This is a genomic window from Azospirillum sp. TSH58 (genome assembly GCF_003119115.1).
Taxonomy (GTDB): Bacteria; Pseudomonadota; Alphaproteobacteria; order Azospirillales; family Azospirillaceae; genus Azospirillum.
The window spans coordinates 1,713,331-1,729,249 of sequence record NZ_CP022364.1; the positions used below are offsets into that span (position 1 = coordinate 1,713,331).

Genomic DNA, 15,919 nt, shown 5'->3' on the forward strand with positions numbered 1-15,919 from the left:
GGGGCGGCGGCGGGGTCAACGACGCCCAAGGGGGAGAGGCACGCCGCCGCACCCCTTCCGCGCGCCGCCGGAAAGGACCCTACAGCACGCGGACCGCGATCACCGTCAGCAGGACGACGATGATCCACAGGGCGATGCGCTCGCTGATCCGGCGCTCCACCCAGCGGTCGAGCATGTGCTTGACCGAATGGGGGTGCAGGCGCAGGCCGCCGTCGGCCAGTTCGGCGGCGGCGCGTTCGGCCTGGTTCACCAGCCGGGGCAGGCGGCGGATCGTCGACACCGCGGCCTCCAGATCGTCGAGAATCTGGGCTTCCGGCCCACGGTTCTCGCGCATCCAGTCCTCGATCAGCGGGCGCGCCAGCTCCCACATGTTGATGTCGGGGTTCAGGATGCGGCCCACCCCCTCCGCCGTCAGCATGCTCTTCTGGAGCAGGAGGAGCTGCGGCTGGGTCTCCATCTCGAACTGCTCGGTCACCGCGAAGAGCTGGGCGAGCAGCCGGCCGACGGAGATCTCGCTCAGCGGCTTGTTCTGCAGCGGCTCGCCGATGGCGCGGCAGGCCTGGGTGAAGACCTCGATCGACTGGTGGCGGGGGACGTAGCCCGCCTCGAAATGCACCACCGCGACCCGGCGGTAGTCGCCGGTCAGGAAGCCGATGAGCATGTCGGCGAGGTAGGTCCGCGTCGCCCGGTCCAGCCGGCCCATGATGCCGAAATCGACGGCGGTGATGTTGCCGTCCTGCGTCACGAACAGGTTGCCGGGGTGCAGGTCGGCGTGGAAGAAGCCGTCGCGGAACACTTGGTTGAAGAAGCTGGCCGAGGCCTTCGCCAAAATCTCGTCGCGGTTGAAGCCGGCGGCGTCGAGCCTTTCCGACTCGTCCACCTTGAAGCCGCGGATGCGCTCCAGCGTCAGGACGCGGCGCGCCGTGCGGTCCCAGTCGATGGCCGGCACGTTGAAGGTGGGGTCGTCCTTGAAGTTGTTGCCCAGCTCCGACGCCGCCGCGGCTTCCATCCGCAGCTCCATCTCCAGGCGGGAGGTGCGGGCGAAGGTGTCCACCACCTCGCGCGGGCGCAGCCGCTTCAGCTTGGGCATGACCATGACGGCCAGCTCGGCCAGCCAGTAGAACAGGTCGATGTCCCGCTCGAAGGCGTTCTCGATGCCCGGCCGCAGCACCTTCACCGCGACCTCCCGCCCTTCGGCGGTGACGGCGAAATGCACCTGCGCGATGGAGGCGGCGGCGACCGGCACCTCGTCGAAGCTGCGGAACAGCTTCCCGATCGGGGCGCCCAGCTCCTCCTCGACGATGGCGCGGGCTTGGGCGCCGGGGAAGGGCGGCAGCTTGTCCTGAAGCTCGGCCAGATCCAGCGCCATCCGCTCGCCGACGAGGTCGGAGCGGGTGGACAGCAGCTGCCCCAGCTTGATGTAGGTCGGCCCCAGATCGGCCAGCGCGCGGGCCAGCCGCTGGCCGACGCGGCCCGGCTCCTTGGCGTTGCCGATCCAGCGCCAGAACAGCGCGAAGCCGGGGGCGGTCTGCGGCAGCGTTTCCGGCAGCGCGTTGTAGCGCGCCAGCGTGCGGCCGATCACGAAGAGGCGGCCGATGTTTCGGGCGGTCCGGAACAGCATCCGGTCAGATCCGCCAGCCGGAATGGATCGCGGCGATGCCGCCCGTCAGGTTGCGCACGCGCACCGCGCCGAAGCCCGCGGCCTCGATGCGCTTGACCATGGCCTGCTGCTCGGGGAAGCGGCGGATGCTCTCCGCCAGATAGCGGTAGCTGTCCTCGTCCCCGGCCACCATGCGGCCGAGCCGCGGCAGGACCTGGAAGGAATAGACGTCGTAGATCTCGCGCAGGACCGGAAGGACCACGTGGCTGAACTCCAGGCAGAAGAACTTTCCGCCGGGCTTCAACACGCGGCGCGCCTCGGAAAGCGCGGCGTCGATGCGCGTGACGTTGCGCAGGCCGAACGCAATGGTGTAGGCGTCCACCGAACGGGAGGCGATGGGCAGCCTTTCGGCGTCGCCGACCGTCCAGTTCACGCCGGTCAGCAGGTTCCGGTCGTAGGAGCGGTCGCGCCCGACCCGGACCATCGACTCGGTGATGTCGCAGACCACGGCCCGCCCGCCGCCGCGCTCCAGGAAGCGGAAGGCGATGTCGCCGGTGCCGCCCGCCACGTCGAGCAGCGTCATGTCGGCGCGCGGCGCCACCATCTCCATCAGCGTGTCCTTCCACAGCCGGTGGATGCCGCCCGACATCAGGTCGTTCATCAGGTCGTAGCGCCCGGCCACGCTGTCGAAGACGGCGCGGACGAGGCCGGACTTGGCGTCGGGATCGACGGGGCGGTAGCCGAACCAGTTCCCTTCGGCCCCGGCGGACACGCCGGTGGCCTGGGCCGGAGCTGCGGGCTGGGACGGGGCGGAGGGGGTGCGCGGATCGGTCATGGCGCGCAACATAGCGCGCGACCTGGGCTTGCGCCAGCCGGGGCGTTGCCGTGACGCACCCCCGGCGCGCGGTTTTTGCGGGCTTGACCCCGCGCCCCGCCTTCGCCACCGTGCCGCGGGTGGACGATGGGGGACGGACGGGGGGACCATGGCCACGCTGCAGGAAGCCCTGCTGATCGCCTTCGACCTCCAGCGGGAGGGGCGCTTCGCCGAGGCCGACTCGGTCTACGGGCAAATCCTCGACGCCGTTCCCGGCCACCCGCCGGCCCTGCATCTGCGCGGCCTTCTCCTCGCCCAATGCGGGCGGCTGGAGGAGGGCTGCGCCCTGGTCGGGCAGGCCGTCGCCGGGGATGGGAGCCAGCCCGACCCGCAAGCCAACCACGCCAACCTGCTGGAGGCTCTGGGCCGGTTCGGCGCGGCGGCGGAAGCGCTGGCCCGCGCCGCCGCCCTCGATCCGGAGCGGGTGGCGCTTCTCAACAATTTCGCGGTGCGCCGGCTGGCCGCCGGCGACCCGGCGACGGCGGAGCGGGCCCTGCGCGCGGCGGTGGAGCTTCGGCCGGGGCTCGCCGACCCGCGCATCAACCTTGCCCGGGCGCTGGACGCGCTGGGCCGGACGGACGCGGCGCTGGCCCAGCGGCGGGCGGCCGCGCTGCTGGCGCCGGACGACGCCGGCCTGCTGGGCGCGCTGGCCGCGCGGGCCGACGCGGGGGAGAGGGACCTGCGCCGCGCCCTGCGGCTCGACCCGGAGCGGGCGGCGCTGTGGAACCGGCTGGGGGCGTGGCGGAAGGACCGCGGCGCGCTGCCCGCCGCCCGTAGCGCCTATGAGCGCGGGCTGACGCTGGACCCCGCCGACGCCGCGCTGTGGAACAACCGGGCCAACGTGCTGAAGGGGCAGGGCGATCCGGACGGCGCGCGGGACGCCCTGCGGCGGGCGGCGGCGCTCCGGCCGGACTCGGCGGCCATCCGCAACAACCTGTCCGACGCCCACACGCTCTGCGGCGATCCGGCGGCGGCGCTGGCGGAGGCGGAGGCGGCGCTCGCCCGCGATCCCGCCCTGGCCGACGCGCGGCTGGCGCGGGCCTCGGCGCTGCTGGCGCTCGGGCGCTTCGCCGAGGGCTGGGACGCCTGGGAGGACCGCTGGTCCGCCGAGCCCTGGTGCCGCACCGCCGGGCGCTTCCCGCAGCCGCTGTGGACCGGCGGGCCGCTCGGCGGCGGACGGCTGCTCGTCTGGGGGGAGCAGGGGGTGGGCGACGAGCTGATGTTCGCCACGCTGCTCCCCTTGTTGACGCAATCGTCAACGAAAGAGACGCAATCATCAACGGGGGCTTTGGCGGGCTGCCTGTTGGAATGCGACGCCCGGCTGGCGCCGCTGTTCGCCCGCGCGCTGCCGGGGGTGGAGGTGGTGCCGCGCGGCCCCCGGCCGGACCCGCGCCTGTCCGCCCCGGACATCGCGGCGCAGATCCCGTCGGGCAGCCTGCCGCGCCTGCTGCTGCGCGCCGAGGAGGATTTCCGCCGGCTCCGCCCGATCCTGAAAGCCGATCCGGCGCGGGTGCCGGCGCTTCGGCGGACCGGCCGGCGGCCCCTGGTCGGCATTGCCTGGCACACCACCAACCCGAAATGGGGACGCCTGCGCAACGTGCCGCTGGCCGATCTGGCGCGCACGCTGCACGGCGCGGGCGCCGAGATGGTGGTGCTGCAATACGGAGACTGCGCGGAGGAGGTGGCGGCCCTGGCGGCGGAGGGCATCGCCATCGCGCTGCCTGCCGGGCTGGACCGCAAGGACGACCTGGAGGGGCTGGCCGCGCAGATCGCCGCCACCGACCTCGTCGTCACCATCGACAACGCGACCGCCCATCTGGCCGGCGCGCTGGGGCATCCGGTCTGGCTGCTGCTGTCCCACGCGCCGGACTGGCGCTGGCTGATGGGACGGGACGACAGCCCCTGGTACCCCTCCGCCCGCCTGTTCCGCCAGACCCGGAGCGGCGACTGGTCCGGCCCGGCGGAGGCGGTGGCGCGCGCCTTGCGGGGGCTGGTGGACGGCGCGGAGGGCTGAGGGCGCCATTCCGCCGCCGCCGCGGGCGACCCGTTCCCGAATGGGCGTCGACAGGTGCCCCTTGCGTCAACCGGCGCTTCCCACCATCCTCCTTGCCATCATGCCCGAGCTTCCCGAAGTCGAAACCGTCTGCCGTGGCCTCGCCCCGCATCTGGAGGGGCGGACGCTGGTCCAGGTGCTCCAGCGCCGCGCCAACCTGCGCGTTCCCTTTCCGGCCGGCTTCTGCGAGCGGCTGACCGGGCGCCGCGTCGAGTCGGTGCGCCGCCGCGCCAAATACATCCTGGTCCATCTCGACGACGGGACGGTGCTGATCGCCCATCTCGGCATGTCGGGCCGCATGATCATCACGCCGGAACGGCCCGCCGCCTGGGGCGCCCACGACCATGTCGTGCTGGAGACCGACGCCGGGACGGTGGTGACCTTCAACGACGCCCGCCGTTTCGGCCTGATGGACCTCGCCATGGCGGAGACGCTCGCCGAGCACCCGCTGCTGCGCGCCCTCGGGCCGGAGCCGCTGGGCAACGCCTTCTCCGGACCGGTGCTGGCCGACCGGCTGGCCGGGCGGATGACCAGCATCAAGGCCGCCCTGCTGGATCAGAGCGTGGTCGCCGGGCTCGGCAACATCTACGTGTCGGAGGCGCTGTTCCTCGCCCGCCTCAGCCCCACGCGCATCGCCGCCACGGTGACCGGCGCCAAGGCGGAGCGGCTGGCCACGGCGATCCGCGAGGTGCTGGAGCGGGCCATCGCCGCGGGGGGATCGTCCTTGCGCGACTACCGGCAGGCGTCGGGGGAGCTCGGCTACTTCCAGCACCAGTTCTCGGTCTACGACCGCGAGGGCGCGCCCTGTCCGGGCTGCAGCTGCGACGTGGCGAAGACCGGGGGCATCCGCCGCATCGTCCAGGCGGGCCGTTCGACTTTCTATTGTCCGCAACGCCAGCGTTGATATAGGTGGAGGGTATGACGGCTCCATCGGCCACCGCCAGGGCGGCGCTCGCCGCCCTCCTCCTCGCCGGCCCCGCCCTTGCGGGTCTGGCCGGGGTTCCATTGCCCGCCACCTCGTCCGCCTGGGCGGCCGACTCCGCCCGTTACGTCGAAGGGATGGGGGACGTGCCGGTCATGCCGGGCCTTGCCCCCGCCGAGGAGGCGCCGCTGGTCTTCGACAAGCCCGCCGGGCGCATCGCGCAGTCCGTCATGGCGGGCGCCATGGACCGCAACGCGGTCCTGTCCTTCTACAACCAGACCATGCCCCAGCTCGGCTGGAGCCGCACCGCGCAACGGGCGGGCGGGGGCGCCAGTTTCCTGCGGGAGGGCGAGGAGCTGCGCCTGGAATTCGTCGAGCCGGCCCCCGCCACCGCCGCGAGGGCCACCGCCCGGAAGGCGGCGGCCACGGTCGTCCGCTTCTCGCTGATTCCGCGCTGAGTCCTCCGGAAGAGGCCAAGAGCAAACCAGAAGCACCCCCGCCCGGAGCGAGGGGGCAAACCACGGGAGCCTGCTGCATCATGCCGTACGAAACCATTCTCGTCGAAACCCGCGGACCGGTCGGGCTCGTCACGCTGAACCGGCCAAAGGCGCTGAACGCGCTGTCCGACCTGCTGGTGACCGAGCTGGGCCAGGCGCTGGACGCGCTGGAGGCCGACGACTCCGTCGGCGCCATCGTGGTCACGGGTTCGGAGAAGGCCTTCGCCGCCGGCGCCGACATCAAGGAGATGCAGAACTTCTCCTACATGGACGTCTACAAGGCCAACTTCATCACCGCCAAGTGGGAGCGGCTGGCCAAGTGCCGCAAGCCGACCATCGCCGCGGTCGCCGGCTACGCGCTGGGCGGCGGCTGCGAGCTGGCGATGATGGCCGACTTCATCCTCGCCGCCGACACCGCCAAGTTCGGCCAGCCCGAGATCACCATCGGCACCATCCCCGGCGCCGGCGGCACGCAGCGCCTGACCCGCTTCGTCGGCAAGTCCAAGGCCATGGAGATGTGCCTGACCGGCCGCCTGATGGACGCCGCCGAGGCCGAGCGCGCCGGCCTCGTCAGCCGCGTGGTGCCGGCGGCGGAGCTGGTGGACGAGGCGGTGAAGGTCGCCGAGAAGATCGCCAAGCTCTCGCGCCCGGTCGTCATGATGGCCAAGGACGCCGTCAACGCCGCCTACGAGACGACCATGTCGGAGGGCATCCGGGTGGAACGCCGAATCTTCCACGCGACTTTCGCCATCGAAGACCAGAAGGAAGGCATGGCCGCCTTCGCCGAAAAGCGTCAGCCCGATTGGAAGCATCGCTGACATCCCCCGACTCCTCCCCCGTATCTAGCGGGGGAGGGGCAGAAATCCGTCAAGATCTCGTAATCTTTCCTTTGCCGAAAAACAGTGTTGGACGGTGCCTTGACTCCCATTCGGCTGGAGCGTATAAGGCCCCCTCGCACTGGGACAGGCGTGTCGTCCGGAGTAGGGTTTTCATGGCCAATCATAAGTCTGCTGAAAAGCGCATTCGTCAAACCGCGCGTCGTACGGAGATCAACCGTAACCGCGTCAGCCGTATCCGCACCTTCGTGAAGAAGGTCGAGACGGCGATCTCGTCCGGCAACAAGGCTGAAGCCGCTGAGGCTTTCAAGGCCGCGCAGCCGGAACTGATGCGTGGAGCCTCCAAGGGCGTTCTGCACAAGAACACCGTGTCGCGCAAGCTGTCGCGCCTGTCGGCCCGCATCAAGGCTCTCTGAGTTTACTCGGCGTTATAAAGCCGCGCACCAGGTCTGGGCGCGGCTTTTTGCGTTTTTGATAAGTACAGTCTCCGTTCCTTCCGAGTCCTCCGGCAATACTCCGGCGGGGCAGGGGATCACGGCTGCTGGATGGCGAGTCGCCTCCAGCGGTTCTGGTCTTGCGTGAAGGCAGGGGCGGGGGGCGGGGACGCTGCGTGATTTTTGCCGCAGTCCGGACCGTTCGCTTTCTGTCCTATTGCCACGGCGGGGGCGGCTGATTAGACTTTCCATCCGTTGGGAATGGCGCACCGATGTTGTCTTTGATGTCACGCGTCATTCGCTGAAGGACGGAGACGTTCAAAGCGGCGGGCAAGGCTGCGGGGCGCTCAAGAGGCTCGACTCAACCCGTTGCTCCTGGAGCGATGCTTTTCTTAAAACTCGACGTGGCAAAGGCGGAGTCCAACTTCGCCGAAGGGATAGTATTGCCGCCCAGTTGGGAGGCATCCACCGTTGGAGTCTTCAGGAGAGGAACGTTTTGAAGGCGCGGGACCTAAGTTAAGGGGTCTGAGTTGAGTCGGCGGGACGGTGCCCCCTGCGGCGCGGGGCCGTCCGGGGGGAAAGGAGCGGGGTAGGGGAAGCATGTCGGTCGGCGCGTCGTTGGATCAGCAGTGGGCCCGCATCCGGGGCCGCCTCAAGGACGAGGTGGGCGAGATCGCCTACCGCAGCTGGCTGCAGCCGCTTTCCTTCGCCGGCATCCGCGGCGGGGAGGTGCGCATCGTCGTGCCCACCCGCTTCATGCGCGACTGGGTGCTGACCCACTACGCCGACCGCATCCGCAACCTGTGGGCCGGCGAGAATCCGGACGTGCTGTCCATCGACGTCGTGGTCGCCTCGGCCAACGCGCCGTCCATGCTGATGCCGGACGAGAATGGGGGCGAGGCGTCGCGCGACTCCGATCCGGTCGACGGCGCCGTCGGCGGCGGTCCGGTTCCCCCGGCGCCTGCCCCGCGGGCCGCGGCGTTCAGCCAATCCGCTTCCTACGGCGCGACCTCCTACATCGGCTCCTCCTATTCGGCGGGGCCGCCCTCCTTCGCGTCGGACGAGTCGCCCACGGCGGTCGCCTCGGTGCTGGAGGACCGGACGGACATCTCCGCGCCGCTGGACCCGCGCTTCACCTTCGAGAATTTCGTGGTGGGCAAGCCGAACGAGCTGGCTCACGCCGCCGCCCGGCGCGTCGCCGACGCCACCTCGGTCACCTTCAACCCGCTGTTCCTCTATGGCGGGGTCGGGCTGGGCAAGACCCACCTGATGCACGCCATCGCCTGGCAGATCCGGCGGAACGATCCGAACCGCAAGGTGATCTACCTGTCGGCGGAAAAGTTCATGTACCAATTCATCCGGGCGCTGCGCTTCAAGGACACCATGGCCTTCAAGCAGCAGTTCCGCTCGGTGGACGTGCTGATGATCGACGACGTGCAGTTCATCAGCGGCAAGGACAGCACCCAGGAGGAGTTCTTCCACACCTTCAACGCGCTGGTGGACCAGAACCGTCAGGTCATCATCTCCGCCGACAAGAGCCCGTCCGACCTGGAAGGCATGGAGGAGCGGCTGCGCTCCCGCCTCGGCTGGGGCCTCGTCGCGGACATCCACCCGACCACCTACGAGCTGCGGCTGGGCATCCTCCAGGCCAAGGCCGACGCGCTGAACGCGGCCATCCCGCTGAAGGTTCTGGAGTTCCTCGCCCACAAGATCACCTCGAACGTGCGCGAGCTGGAGGGGGCGCTGAACCGCATCGTCGCGCACGCCGAGCTGGTCGGGCGGGCCATCTCGCTGGAATCGACGCAGGAGGTGCTGCACGACCTGCTGCGCGCCAACGACCGGCGCGTCACCATCGACGAGATCCAGAAGCGGGTGGCGGAGCATTTCAACATCCGCGTCGCCGACATGCATTCGGCCCGCCGTGCCCGCGCCGTGGCCCGGCCGCGGCAGGTCGCCATGTACCTCGCCAAGCAGCTCACCGCCCGCTCCCTGCCGGAGATCGGGCGCAAGTTCGGCGGGCGCGACCACACCACCGTGATGCACGCGGTGAAGAAGGTGGAGGAACTGCGCACCACCGACCCCGCCTTCGCCGAGGACGTGGAGCTTCTCCGCCGCATGCTGGAAAGCTGAGCGGGCCGGTTGGCCGGCTCGGAAAGCGGCAGCGGCGTGGAATGCCCCTTCCAAAAATGATGGCATTTTATACAAAACCCTTGTAAACACCCCGCTGGTGCCTGCAAGGGGTGGCTGCCATGAAGTCCGGCTCAACCGCGGAGACGAACGTTCTCGTCGCCGACGACTCCTCCGTTGTCCGGAAGATCCTGAAGGACCACCTGGAGGCGTACGGTTACCGGGTCCTTCTGGCGCGCGACGGGCGGGAGGCGCTGGACCTCTACCACCTCCACGACATCCACATCCTGATCACCGATCTGGAAATGCCGCGGATGGACGGGCTGGAACTGTGCTGGCTGATCCGGGCGGAGGACGACCAGCACCGCACCTTCTCCATCCTGATGACCGCGGACGACGACATCCAGCGCCGGATCGAGGCGTTCGACGCCGGCGCCGACGAGTTCCTGACCAAGCCCATCGACATGCCCATGCTGCGCGCCCGCGTGCGCGCCGGCGAACGCATCACCCGCACGCACCGGGTGATGGCGGAGATGCTGAACACCGATTACCTGACGGGCGTCCTGAACCGCCGCCGCTTCATGGAGCGGCTGGAGCAGCAGCACCGGCTGCTTCAAGGCGGAAACGGAACGGACCAGGCCACGCCCTTCGCCGTCGCGCTGTTCGACATCGACCATTTCAAGCGCGTCAACGACACCTATGGCCATTCCAACGGCGACCTCGCGCTGACGCTGTTCGCCCAGACCTGCGCGGCCCGCGTGCCGCCCGGCGGTTTCCTCGGCCGCCTGGGTGGGGAGGAGTTCTGCATGGTCCTGCCCGCCCCGCAGGTGGAGACGGCCATCGCCAAGGCGGAGGAGATCCGCGTGGCGACCGAGGCGCTGACCGCCCGCACCGCCGAGGGCGCCCTTTTCGCCTTCACCGTCAGCATCGGCATCTGCCCGGCGGACGGGACGGAGACGGTGGCCGATCTGATCAAGCGGGCCGACGAGTCGCTCTATTTCGCGAAGAACAGCGGGCGCAACCGCACCGTGGTCTGCGGCATCGACGGCGTGGTGGTGAAGGCCCGCTTCTACGTGATGTGAGCCCGGCGGCGCCTATGACAGGCCGATGAAGTTTGCGCCCACTCCCGCTTGAGCCATGGACGGCGCCCGGATATCGCGGCACAGTTGCCGCTGCGGCGGAGTCCGGCAGGACCGGCCCCGCGACCGGCAAAGCCAGCATGAATTCGGGCCAATAAGAAAAGGGGAGAGTAGGTGCCATGACCAAGGTTCCGCAAACCACCAGCCTGGAACAGCGCTCCAGCGCCGAGACCCAGCGCGCCGCCAAGGGCTTCACCCGCCGCCTGCTGCTCCAGGGCGCTGCGGCCGTCGCGGGCGTCGCCTCGGTCGGCCCCTTCATCCTGCGCGAGGGCCACGCCGCGTCGGGCAGCGTCAAGATCTTCTCCTGGGCCGGCTACATCAGCCCGGACATGCTGGCCGACTTCGAGAAGAAGACCGGCATCAAGGCCACCCTGACCGAATACGGCACCAACGACGAGCTGCTGAACCAGCTCAAGGCCACGGGCGGCGCCGGCTTCGACATCATCCATCCCACGGTGGACCGCGTGCCGAACTATGTGGAGTTCGAGCTGGTCCAGCCGCTGGACGAATCGAAGGTCAAATGGGACGGCTGCCTGAAGTCGGCGGTCGAGGGCTCCGCCGCCATGGGCGGCGTGGTCGGCGGCAAGCGCTTCTTCGCCCCCGCCGACTGGGGGACGGAGGCCATCGCCTACGACCAGGCCAAGGCGCCGCTGACCTACGGCACCGCCAGCTACGGCGACCTGTGGAAGCCGGAGCACGCCGGCAAGGTGACGGTGCGCGGCCATTCCGGCCTGATCGGCATCGGCCTGTGGCTGGAAGGCCAGGGCAAGCTGCCCCACCCGATCCGCGAGCAGTTCAAGGACGAGGCGAAGGCGCGTGCCAACTTCGACGCGATCCTTCAGGTCGCCTCGGCCAACAAGAAGGCCATCGGCCAGTTCTGGTCGAACGAGAACGAGGCGCAGGGCGCCTTCCGCACCAACGGCTGCGTCATCGGCCAGACCTGGGATTCGTCCGCGGTCGCCCTGCGCAAGGAGGGGCTGCCGATCCGCTTCCTGGCGCCGAAGGAAGGGGCGCTGGCCTGGATGGAGGGCTTCGCGATCCCGGCCAAGGCGGCGAACCTGGAGCAGGCCTACGCCTGGATCAACTGGTTCTACACGCCGGAGGCGGGCGCGCTCTACACCAACCATTCCGGCATCTCCAGCACGGCGGTCGGGGCGGAGGCGCATCTGTCCGACCTGAACAAGCAGTTCTTCGCCGACGCCTATCCGGGCGACGCGCTGCAGAAGCTGTGGTGGTGGCCGATCCAGGAAGCCTGGTACGTCTCCATCCGCAACGAGTACCAGGACCGCTTCCTGGCGGCGTGACAATTCCCCTCTCCCGTCCCCATCGTCCCCTCTCCCCCCTGGGGAGAGGCAGGGTGAGGGGGATGCGCTTTTGCCGGACGCACCGCCACGCGCAACCCCCTCACCCGGCCCTCCGGGCCACCCTCTCCCCGGAGGGGAGAGGGTTAAGGGCGGCGGCCCAACCGGGGATTTCCAGCATTCCAATCAGGTGCCTATGAGTCAGGACGTCCAGCTCGAGTCCGTCACCATGCGGTTCGGTTCCGTCACCGCCGTCCGCGACGTGTCGCTGACGGTCGGGGCGGGGGAATTCTTCAGCTTCCTCGGCCCGTCGGGCTGCGGGAAGACCACCATCCTGCGCATGGTCTCCGGCTTCATGGAGCCAACGGAGGGCGCCATCCGCATCGGCGGCCGCGACATGCGCGGCATCGGCCCGAACAAGCGCCCGACTGCGCTGATCTTCCAGAACCTCGCCCTGTTCCCGCTGATGACGGTGGCGGAGAACATCGGCTTCGGGCTGGAGGTGCGCGGCGTGCCCTCGGCGGAGCGCCAGGGGCGGGTGCGCAAGCTGCTCGACCTCGTGGCCCTGCCGGACGCCGCGGACAAGAAGGTGACGGAGCTGTCCGGCGGCCAGCGCCAGCGCATCGCCATCGCCCGCGCGCTGGCGGTCGAGCCCGCCGTCCTGCTGCTGGACGAGCCGCTGTCGGCGCTGGACCTCAAGCTGCGCCAGCACATGCGCGCCGAACTGCGCGACCTGCAGAAGCGGACCGGCGTGACCTTCATCTACATCACCCACGACCAGGGCGAGGCGCTGACCATGTCCGACCGGATCGGCGTGATGTCCAAGGGCGTGCTGGAGCAGGTGGGCGACGGGCGGGCCATCTACGACCATCCGGAAACCGCCTTCGTCGCCTCCTTCGTGGGAGAGAACAACCGCTTTGCCGGCACCGTCGCCGGGTCGGCGGACGGCATGGCGGCTCTGGACACGCCCCGTGGCCGTCTGGTCGGGCGCAACCCGCGCCGCCTGTCGCCCGGCGACCGCGCCACCCTGTTCGTCCGGCCGGAGCGCATGGCGGCGGGGGCGGGGGCGGAGAACGCGCTGGAGGCGCGGGTCACCCACCGCGATTTCGAGGGCGCCTTCATCAACGCCTTCCTGGAGGGCGGCATCACCGTCCAGGTCCCGCACCTCGGCGACGAGCCGCCGCTGACCCCCGGCGAGCCCGCCCGGATCGCCTTCCGGGCGGAGGACGCGGTGATCCTGCCCGACGCCCCGGCCTGAACGGGTTCAACGCCCGACCGTCACCGCCACAGGGATGGCCGCGCGGAAGGGCACCTTCTCGAAGTCGCTGACCAGCGCGTCCAGCCGCACCGCCCAGGAGCCGGCCACCGGCAGGGCCACCCCGTCCGCCGCGTAGACGCCGGGCGCGACCTTCGGCAGGGGGCGGGTGATGCCCTCGATCCCGGCGGCGGGCAGGGCCAGCTCCGCCGACACCTCCAGCGCGTCGAGCGGCGCGCCGTCCGGTCCGGTCAGGCGCATCTCGACGCGGTTCGGCCCCGGCGTGGCCGGAGTCACCGTGACGATGGCCATGCGCCCGCGCGCCACGACCGCGGTGCTGAAGCCCGCCGGCTTCTCGGCGAAGACCGGCAGGGCCTGGGTGCGCGGCGGCGGGGTGGTGCCCAGCCCGGCGGTGAACAGCACGACCAGCGCGGCCACCACCATCTCCGTCTGGACGCTGGCGCGCAGCCGGGCCGCGGCTTGCCCGCCCATGGTCTCCAGCCGCGGCGTCAGCCGCCACCGGTTGACGGCGGCCAGCGCCAGCAGGGCCAGCGCGCAGACGATCTTGCCGGTCCAGATCTGGCCGTAGGCGGTGGTCAGGATGGCGCGCGGGTCGGCGAGCTGCAGCGCGCTCAGCCCCGCCCCGGCGAGCAGCAGGACGGCCACCGCCGGAACCGCCCCGCCCGAGAAGCGGCGGACCAGCCGCAGCGACTCCGCCGGCGTCTCCGTCCGCAGCAGCACGGCCAGCGGCCAGAAGCTCCCGATCCAGAAGGCCACCGCCAGTCCGTGCAACGCCACCAGCGGCACGCTGAGCCAGCGAGGCTCCGCGGTCGCCGCGTGGCCGGTGGCGGCGAGCGCCAGCGCCGCCCCGACCGCCCCGGTGACCAGCAGGACGCGGCCCGCCGTCCCTCGCTCCTCCAGCGCCAGCCCCAGCGCGGCGGCGATCAGGCTGAGCAGGGCCAGGAGGGCGCTCGCCCCCGCCGTGCTCGTCAGCCCGGCGATCCAGGGAGAGCCTCCGACCAAGGCGGACAGCGGCGCCCCTTCCAGCACCGCGCCGGCCAGCCCGGCGTTCAGCACCGCCACCAGGGCGGCGACGCCGATGCCCAGGCACAGGCCGGGGCGCAGGCGGCGGTTCAGCGGACTCCACCGCCCCGCCACCAGCACCAGGAACAGCCCGCCGCCCACCGCGGCGAGCAGGCTTCCGTAATGGAGCGCCCGCAGAGCGGCGGCGGCCAGCAGCGTGGCCGGCGGCGTCGCGCCGCCCAGCGCCGCCGGTCGTTCCGGTTCCACACCGATCCCGAACAGGAGCGATCCGGCGACCGGATGGCCGTCCGCCGAGCTGACGCGGTAGCTGAGGACATGGGTCCCCACCGCCAGCCCGCCGGGCAGGGCGACGCGCAGCGCCCCGTCCCCGGCGGCCGGGGCGGGCAGGGGAAGCGTCATCCCGCCGGGGCCGATCAGCGTCACCGAGACCGGCCGCACCGGCTCGTTGAAGCGCAGCACGGCCTCGGCGGGCGGGCCATCGAGCCGCGCCCCGTCCTCCGGGGCGCTCTCCACCAGCACGGCATGCGCCAGGGCCGGCGCGGACAGGGACAGCAGCATCAGGGCGGCGATCCACCCCACGACCAGCCGGCGCATGCGTTTCCCCTTCCCTTACGGCTTGGCGGTCAGGGTGACGCCGGGGGCCGGCTCCTTGACGTCGTGGTCGGTCTTGCCCGGCTCCGGGATCTCGATCCAGCGGTGCACGCCCGTCTCGCACTCCTGCACCACGGGGAAATAGACCACGGTGCCGGGCGCGGCGTCGGGCAGGCGGGCGCGGAAGACGAACTCGTCGTAATGGGCGTCGGGCAGGGAGCCGCCGGTCCAGGCGATCTCGGTGACGCCCTTGCTCAGCGACTCGCCGTAGTAATCATAGGCCTTGGCGTATTGGCCTTCCTTGATCGTCAGGGTCCAGCCGGGCTTGGGCATCGGCTTCACCGCGATGACGCCCTCCGGGATCTGCACGCGCAGGGCGACGGTGGGGGAGGCGCCGCAGCCATGGCCGACGCGCAGCACGCCCTTGTAGGTGCTGGCGGCCGGGGCCTGCTTGGTCTCCAGCGTGGTGTGGGCGAGGGCGGCGGAAAGGGGCAGGCAGGCGAGGACGGCGGCGGCCAGCAGGGCGCCGCGGGTGTTGCGGATCATGGGAACTCTCCGGTGTGTGCACAGGCGCCGGATGCGGCCGTAGGGCTTGTTCCGACCGACGGGGTTTCCGTTCCCGCAGCGGCCCCCACCCCGGCCCTCCCCCGCTCCGCAGGGGAGGGAGAGGGCCGCGACGCGGCGTCCGTCCCCTCCCCTGCGAAGCGGGGGAGGGTTAGGGAGGGGGCACCGTCACCGACGACGGGGAGACGGAAAGAGAAGCGGTCGCGTGTCGGGAAAGGCCGTTCAGCGGCGGGTCCGTGCCTGTGGATGCGTGTGTGTCTGCGAGGGAACTCGGTTCAGACACCCACCGGAGGCGCTCGGGCGGAGAAGGCGCGCGGGGGTCTCCCGACTCCGGCCGCGTCGTCCGCGGGCAGCGGAAGGGCGGCCAGCGCGATACCGGCCGGCGGCAGCGGGGCCGGCGCCACGGCCGGACCCAACAGGGACCCGCCGCCCAGCGACAGGCAGATCGGGCAATAGGTGACGTGACCCGGCGTGCCGTCGGGGACGGGGCCATGGTCGGCGTGCGGCGCGGCGGAAGCATCGGGCGCGGCGCCGGAATGGCAGATCGAGCCGGCCATGGCGAATTGCGCCGACTCCGCCAGCACCCTGGCCAGCGGCGCCGGGACGTGGGTGGCCATGGCCAGGGCGTGGAAGACCAGCACCAGCGCGGCTACCCACGCTGTTGCCTCCCTCATCACGCCGG

At 71.0% G+C, this 15,919-nt stretch carries 14 protein-coding genes; 9 read left to right on the forward strand and 5 right to left on the reverse strand.

All coding sequences use genetic code 11. The features are described 5' to 3' along the window. Positions 1 to 79: 79 nt before the first annotated feature. Complete coding sequence (gene ubiB / locus TSH58p_RS11625) at positions 80 to 1,621, reverse strand: 2-polyprenylphenol 6-hydroxylase (protein WP_247873942.1); 1,542 nt, start codon at positions 1,619 to 1,621, stop codon at positions 80 to 82. A gap of 4 nt (positions 1,622 to 1,625) precedes the next feature. After that, complete coding sequence (locus TSH58p_RS11630) at positions 1,626 to 2,435, reverse strand: class I SAM-dependent methyltransferase (protein ID WP_079285102.1); 810 nt, start codon at positions 2,433 to 2,435, stop codon at positions 1,626 to 1,628. Between the two features lie 148 nt (positions 2,436 to 2,583). On the opposite strand from TSH58p_RS11630, the gene TSH58p_RS11635 reads away from it, so the two are divergent. The 9 genes from TSH58p_RS11635 to TSH58p_RS11675 all read left to right on the forward strand — a co-directional run bounded on the left by TSH58p_RS11635 (position 2,584) and on the right by TSH58p_RS11675 (position 13,041). Continuing rightward, positions 2,584 to 4,488, forward strand: a complete 1,905-nt coding sequence (locus tag TSH58p_RS11635) for a tetratricopeptide repeat protein (RefSeq protein ID WP_109069260.1) — start codon at positions 2,584 to 2,586, stop codon at positions 4,486 to 4,488. A 100-nt stretch (positions 4,489 to 4,588) separates the two neighbouring features. Next, entirely contained in the window at positions 4,589 to 5,431 is an 843-nt protein-coding gene (mutM, locus tag TSH58p_RS11640) for a bifunctional DNA-formamidopyrimidine glycosylase/DNA-(apurinic or apyrimidinic site) lyase (protein ID WP_109069297.1), read from the forward strand. Between the two features lie 14 nt (positions 5,432 to 5,445). After that, a complete protein-coding gene (locus tag TSH58p_RS11645) occupies positions 5,446 to 5,907 on the forward strand; it encodes a hypothetical protein (RefSeq protein ID WP_109069261.1) in 462 nt (153 codons plus the stop codon). Between the two features lie 80 nt (positions 5,908 to 5,987). Beyond that, positions 5,988 to 6,764, forward strand: a complete 777-nt coding sequence (locus TSH58p_RS11650) for an enoyl-CoA hydratase (protein WP_109069262.1) — start codon at positions 5,988 to 5,990, stop codon at positions 6,762 to 6,764. 173 nt (positions 6,765 to 6,937) lie between these two features. Next, complete coding sequence (gene rpsT / locus TSH58p_RS11655; RefSeq protein WP_094301467.1) at positions 6,938 to 7,198, forward strand: 30S ribosomal protein S20; 261 nt, start codon at positions 6,938 to 6,940, stop codon at positions 7,196 to 7,198. A 618-nt stretch (positions 7,199 to 7,816) separates the two neighbouring features. Next, positions 7,817 to 9,346 carry a chromosomal replication initiator protein DnaA gene (dnaA, locus tag TSH58p_RS11660; protein WP_109069263.1) on the forward strand — a complete coding sequence of 510 codons (1,530 nt, stop codon included), beginning with the start codon at positions 7,817 to 7,819 and terminating at the stop codon, positions 9,344 to 9,346. 119 nt (positions 9,347 to 9,465) lie between these two features. Next, positions 9,466 to 10,425 (forward strand): diguanylate cyclase, encoded by a 960-nt coding sequence (locus TSH58p_RS11665; protein WP_109069264.1) that lies wholly within the window; start codon positions 9,466 to 9,468, stop codon positions 10,423 to 10,425. Positions 10,426 to 10,601: 176 nt separating this feature from the next. Further along, a complete protein-coding gene (locus TSH58p_RS11670) occupies positions 10,602 to 11,786 on the forward strand; it encodes an extracellular solute-binding protein (protein WP_199230084.1) in 1,185 nt (394 codons plus the stop codon). A gap of 193 nt (positions 11,787 to 11,979) precedes the next feature. Next, positions 11,980 to 13,041, forward strand: a complete 1,062-nt coding sequence (locus tag TSH58p_RS11675; RefSeq protein ID WP_109069266.1) for an ABC transporter ATP-binding protein — start codon at positions 11,980 to 11,982, stop codon at positions 13,039 to 13,041. A 6-nt stretch (positions 13,042 to 13,047) separates the two neighbouring features. Here the strand turns inward: TSH58p_RS11675 and TSH58p_RS11680 are convergent, their stop codons facing one another. The 3 genes from TSH58p_RS11680 to TSH58p_RS11690 all read right to left on the reverse strand — a co-directional run bounded on the left by TSH58p_RS11680 (position 13,048) and on the right by TSH58p_RS11690 (position 15,911). Continuing rightward, positions 13,048 to 14,676 carry a CopD family protein gene (locus tag TSH58p_RS11680; RefSeq protein WP_109069267.1) on the reverse strand — a complete coding sequence of 543 codons (1,629 nt, stop codon included), beginning with the start codon at positions 14,674 to 14,676 and terminating at the stop codon, positions 13,048 to 13,050. A gap of 15 nt (positions 14,677 to 14,691) precedes the next feature. Further along, entirely contained in the window at positions 14,692 to 15,219 is a 528-nt protein-coding gene (locus tag TSH58p_RS11685) for a YcnI family protein (RefSeq protein ID WP_109069268.1), read from the reverse strand. Positions 15,220 to 15,512: 293 nt separating this feature from the next. After that, a complete protein-coding gene (locus TSH58p_RS11690; protein ID WP_158282579.1) occupies positions 15,513 to 15,911 on the reverse strand; it encodes a DUF2946 family protein in 399 nt (132 codons plus the stop codon). Positions 15,912 to 15,919 lie beyond the last annotated feature (8 nt).

What these genes read in the sequence shown, in the direction of transcription:
- ubiB (WP_247873942.1), bottom strand. Translation starts at nt 1,621, where the DNA reads ATGCTGTTCCGGACCGCCCGAAACATCGGCCGCCTCTTCGTGATCGGC.
- TSH58p_RS11630 (WP_079285102.1), bottom strand. Translation starts at nt 2,435, where the DNA reads ATGACCGATCCGCGCACCCCCTCCGCCCCGTCCCAGCCCGCAGCTCCG.
- TSH58p_RS11635 (WP_109069260.1), top strand. Translation starts at nt 2,584, where the DNA reads ATGGCCACGCTGCAGGAAGCCCTGCTGATCGCCTTCGACCTCCAGCGG.
- mutM (WP_109069297.1), top strand. Translation starts at nt 4,589, where the DNA reads ATGCCCGAGCTTCCCGAAGTCGAAACCGTCTGCCGTGGCCTCGCCCCG.
- TSH58p_RS11645 (WP_109069261.1), top strand. Translation starts at nt 5,446, where the DNA reads ATGACGGCTCCATCGGCCACCGCCAGGGCGGCGCTCGCCGCCCTCCTC.
- TSH58p_RS11650 (WP_109069262.1), top strand. Translation starts at nt 5,988, where the DNA reads ATGCCGTACGAAACCATTCTCGTCGAAACCCGCGGACCGGTCGGGCTC.
- rpsT (WP_094301467.1), top strand. Translation starts at nt 6,938, where the DNA reads ATGGCCAATCATAAGTCTGCTGAAAAGCGCATTCGTCAAACCGCGCGT.
- dnaA (WP_109069263.1), top strand. Translation starts at nt 7,817, where the DNA reads ATGTCGGTCGGCGCGTCGTTGGATCAGCAGTGGGCCCGCATCCGGGGC.
- TSH58p_RS11665 (WP_109069264.1), top strand. Translation starts at nt 9,466, where the DNA reads ATGAAGTCCGGCTCAACCGCGGAGACGAACGTTCTCGTCGCCGACGAC.
- TSH58p_RS11670 (WP_199230084.1), top strand. Translation starts at nt 10,602, where the DNA reads ATGACCAAGGTTCCGCAAACCACCAGCCTGGAACAGCGCTCCAGCGCC.
- TSH58p_RS11675 (WP_109069266.1), top strand. Translation starts at nt 11,980, where the DNA reads ATGAGTCAGGACGTCCAGCTCGAGTCCGTCACCATGCGGTTCGGTTCC.
- TSH58p_RS11680 (WP_109069267.1), bottom strand. Translation starts at nt 14,676, where the DNA reads ATGCGCCGGCTGGTCGTGGGGTGGATCGCCGCCCTGATGCTGCTGTCC.
- TSH58p_RS11685 (WP_109069268.1), bottom strand. Translation starts at nt 15,219, where the DNA reads ATGATCCGCAACACCCGCGGCGCCCTGCTGGCCGCCGCCGTCCTCGCC.
- TSH58p_RS11690 (WP_158282579.1), bottom strand. Translation starts at nt 15,911, where the DNA reads ATGAGGGAGGCAACAGCGTGGGTAGCCGCGCTGGTGCTGGTCTTCCAC.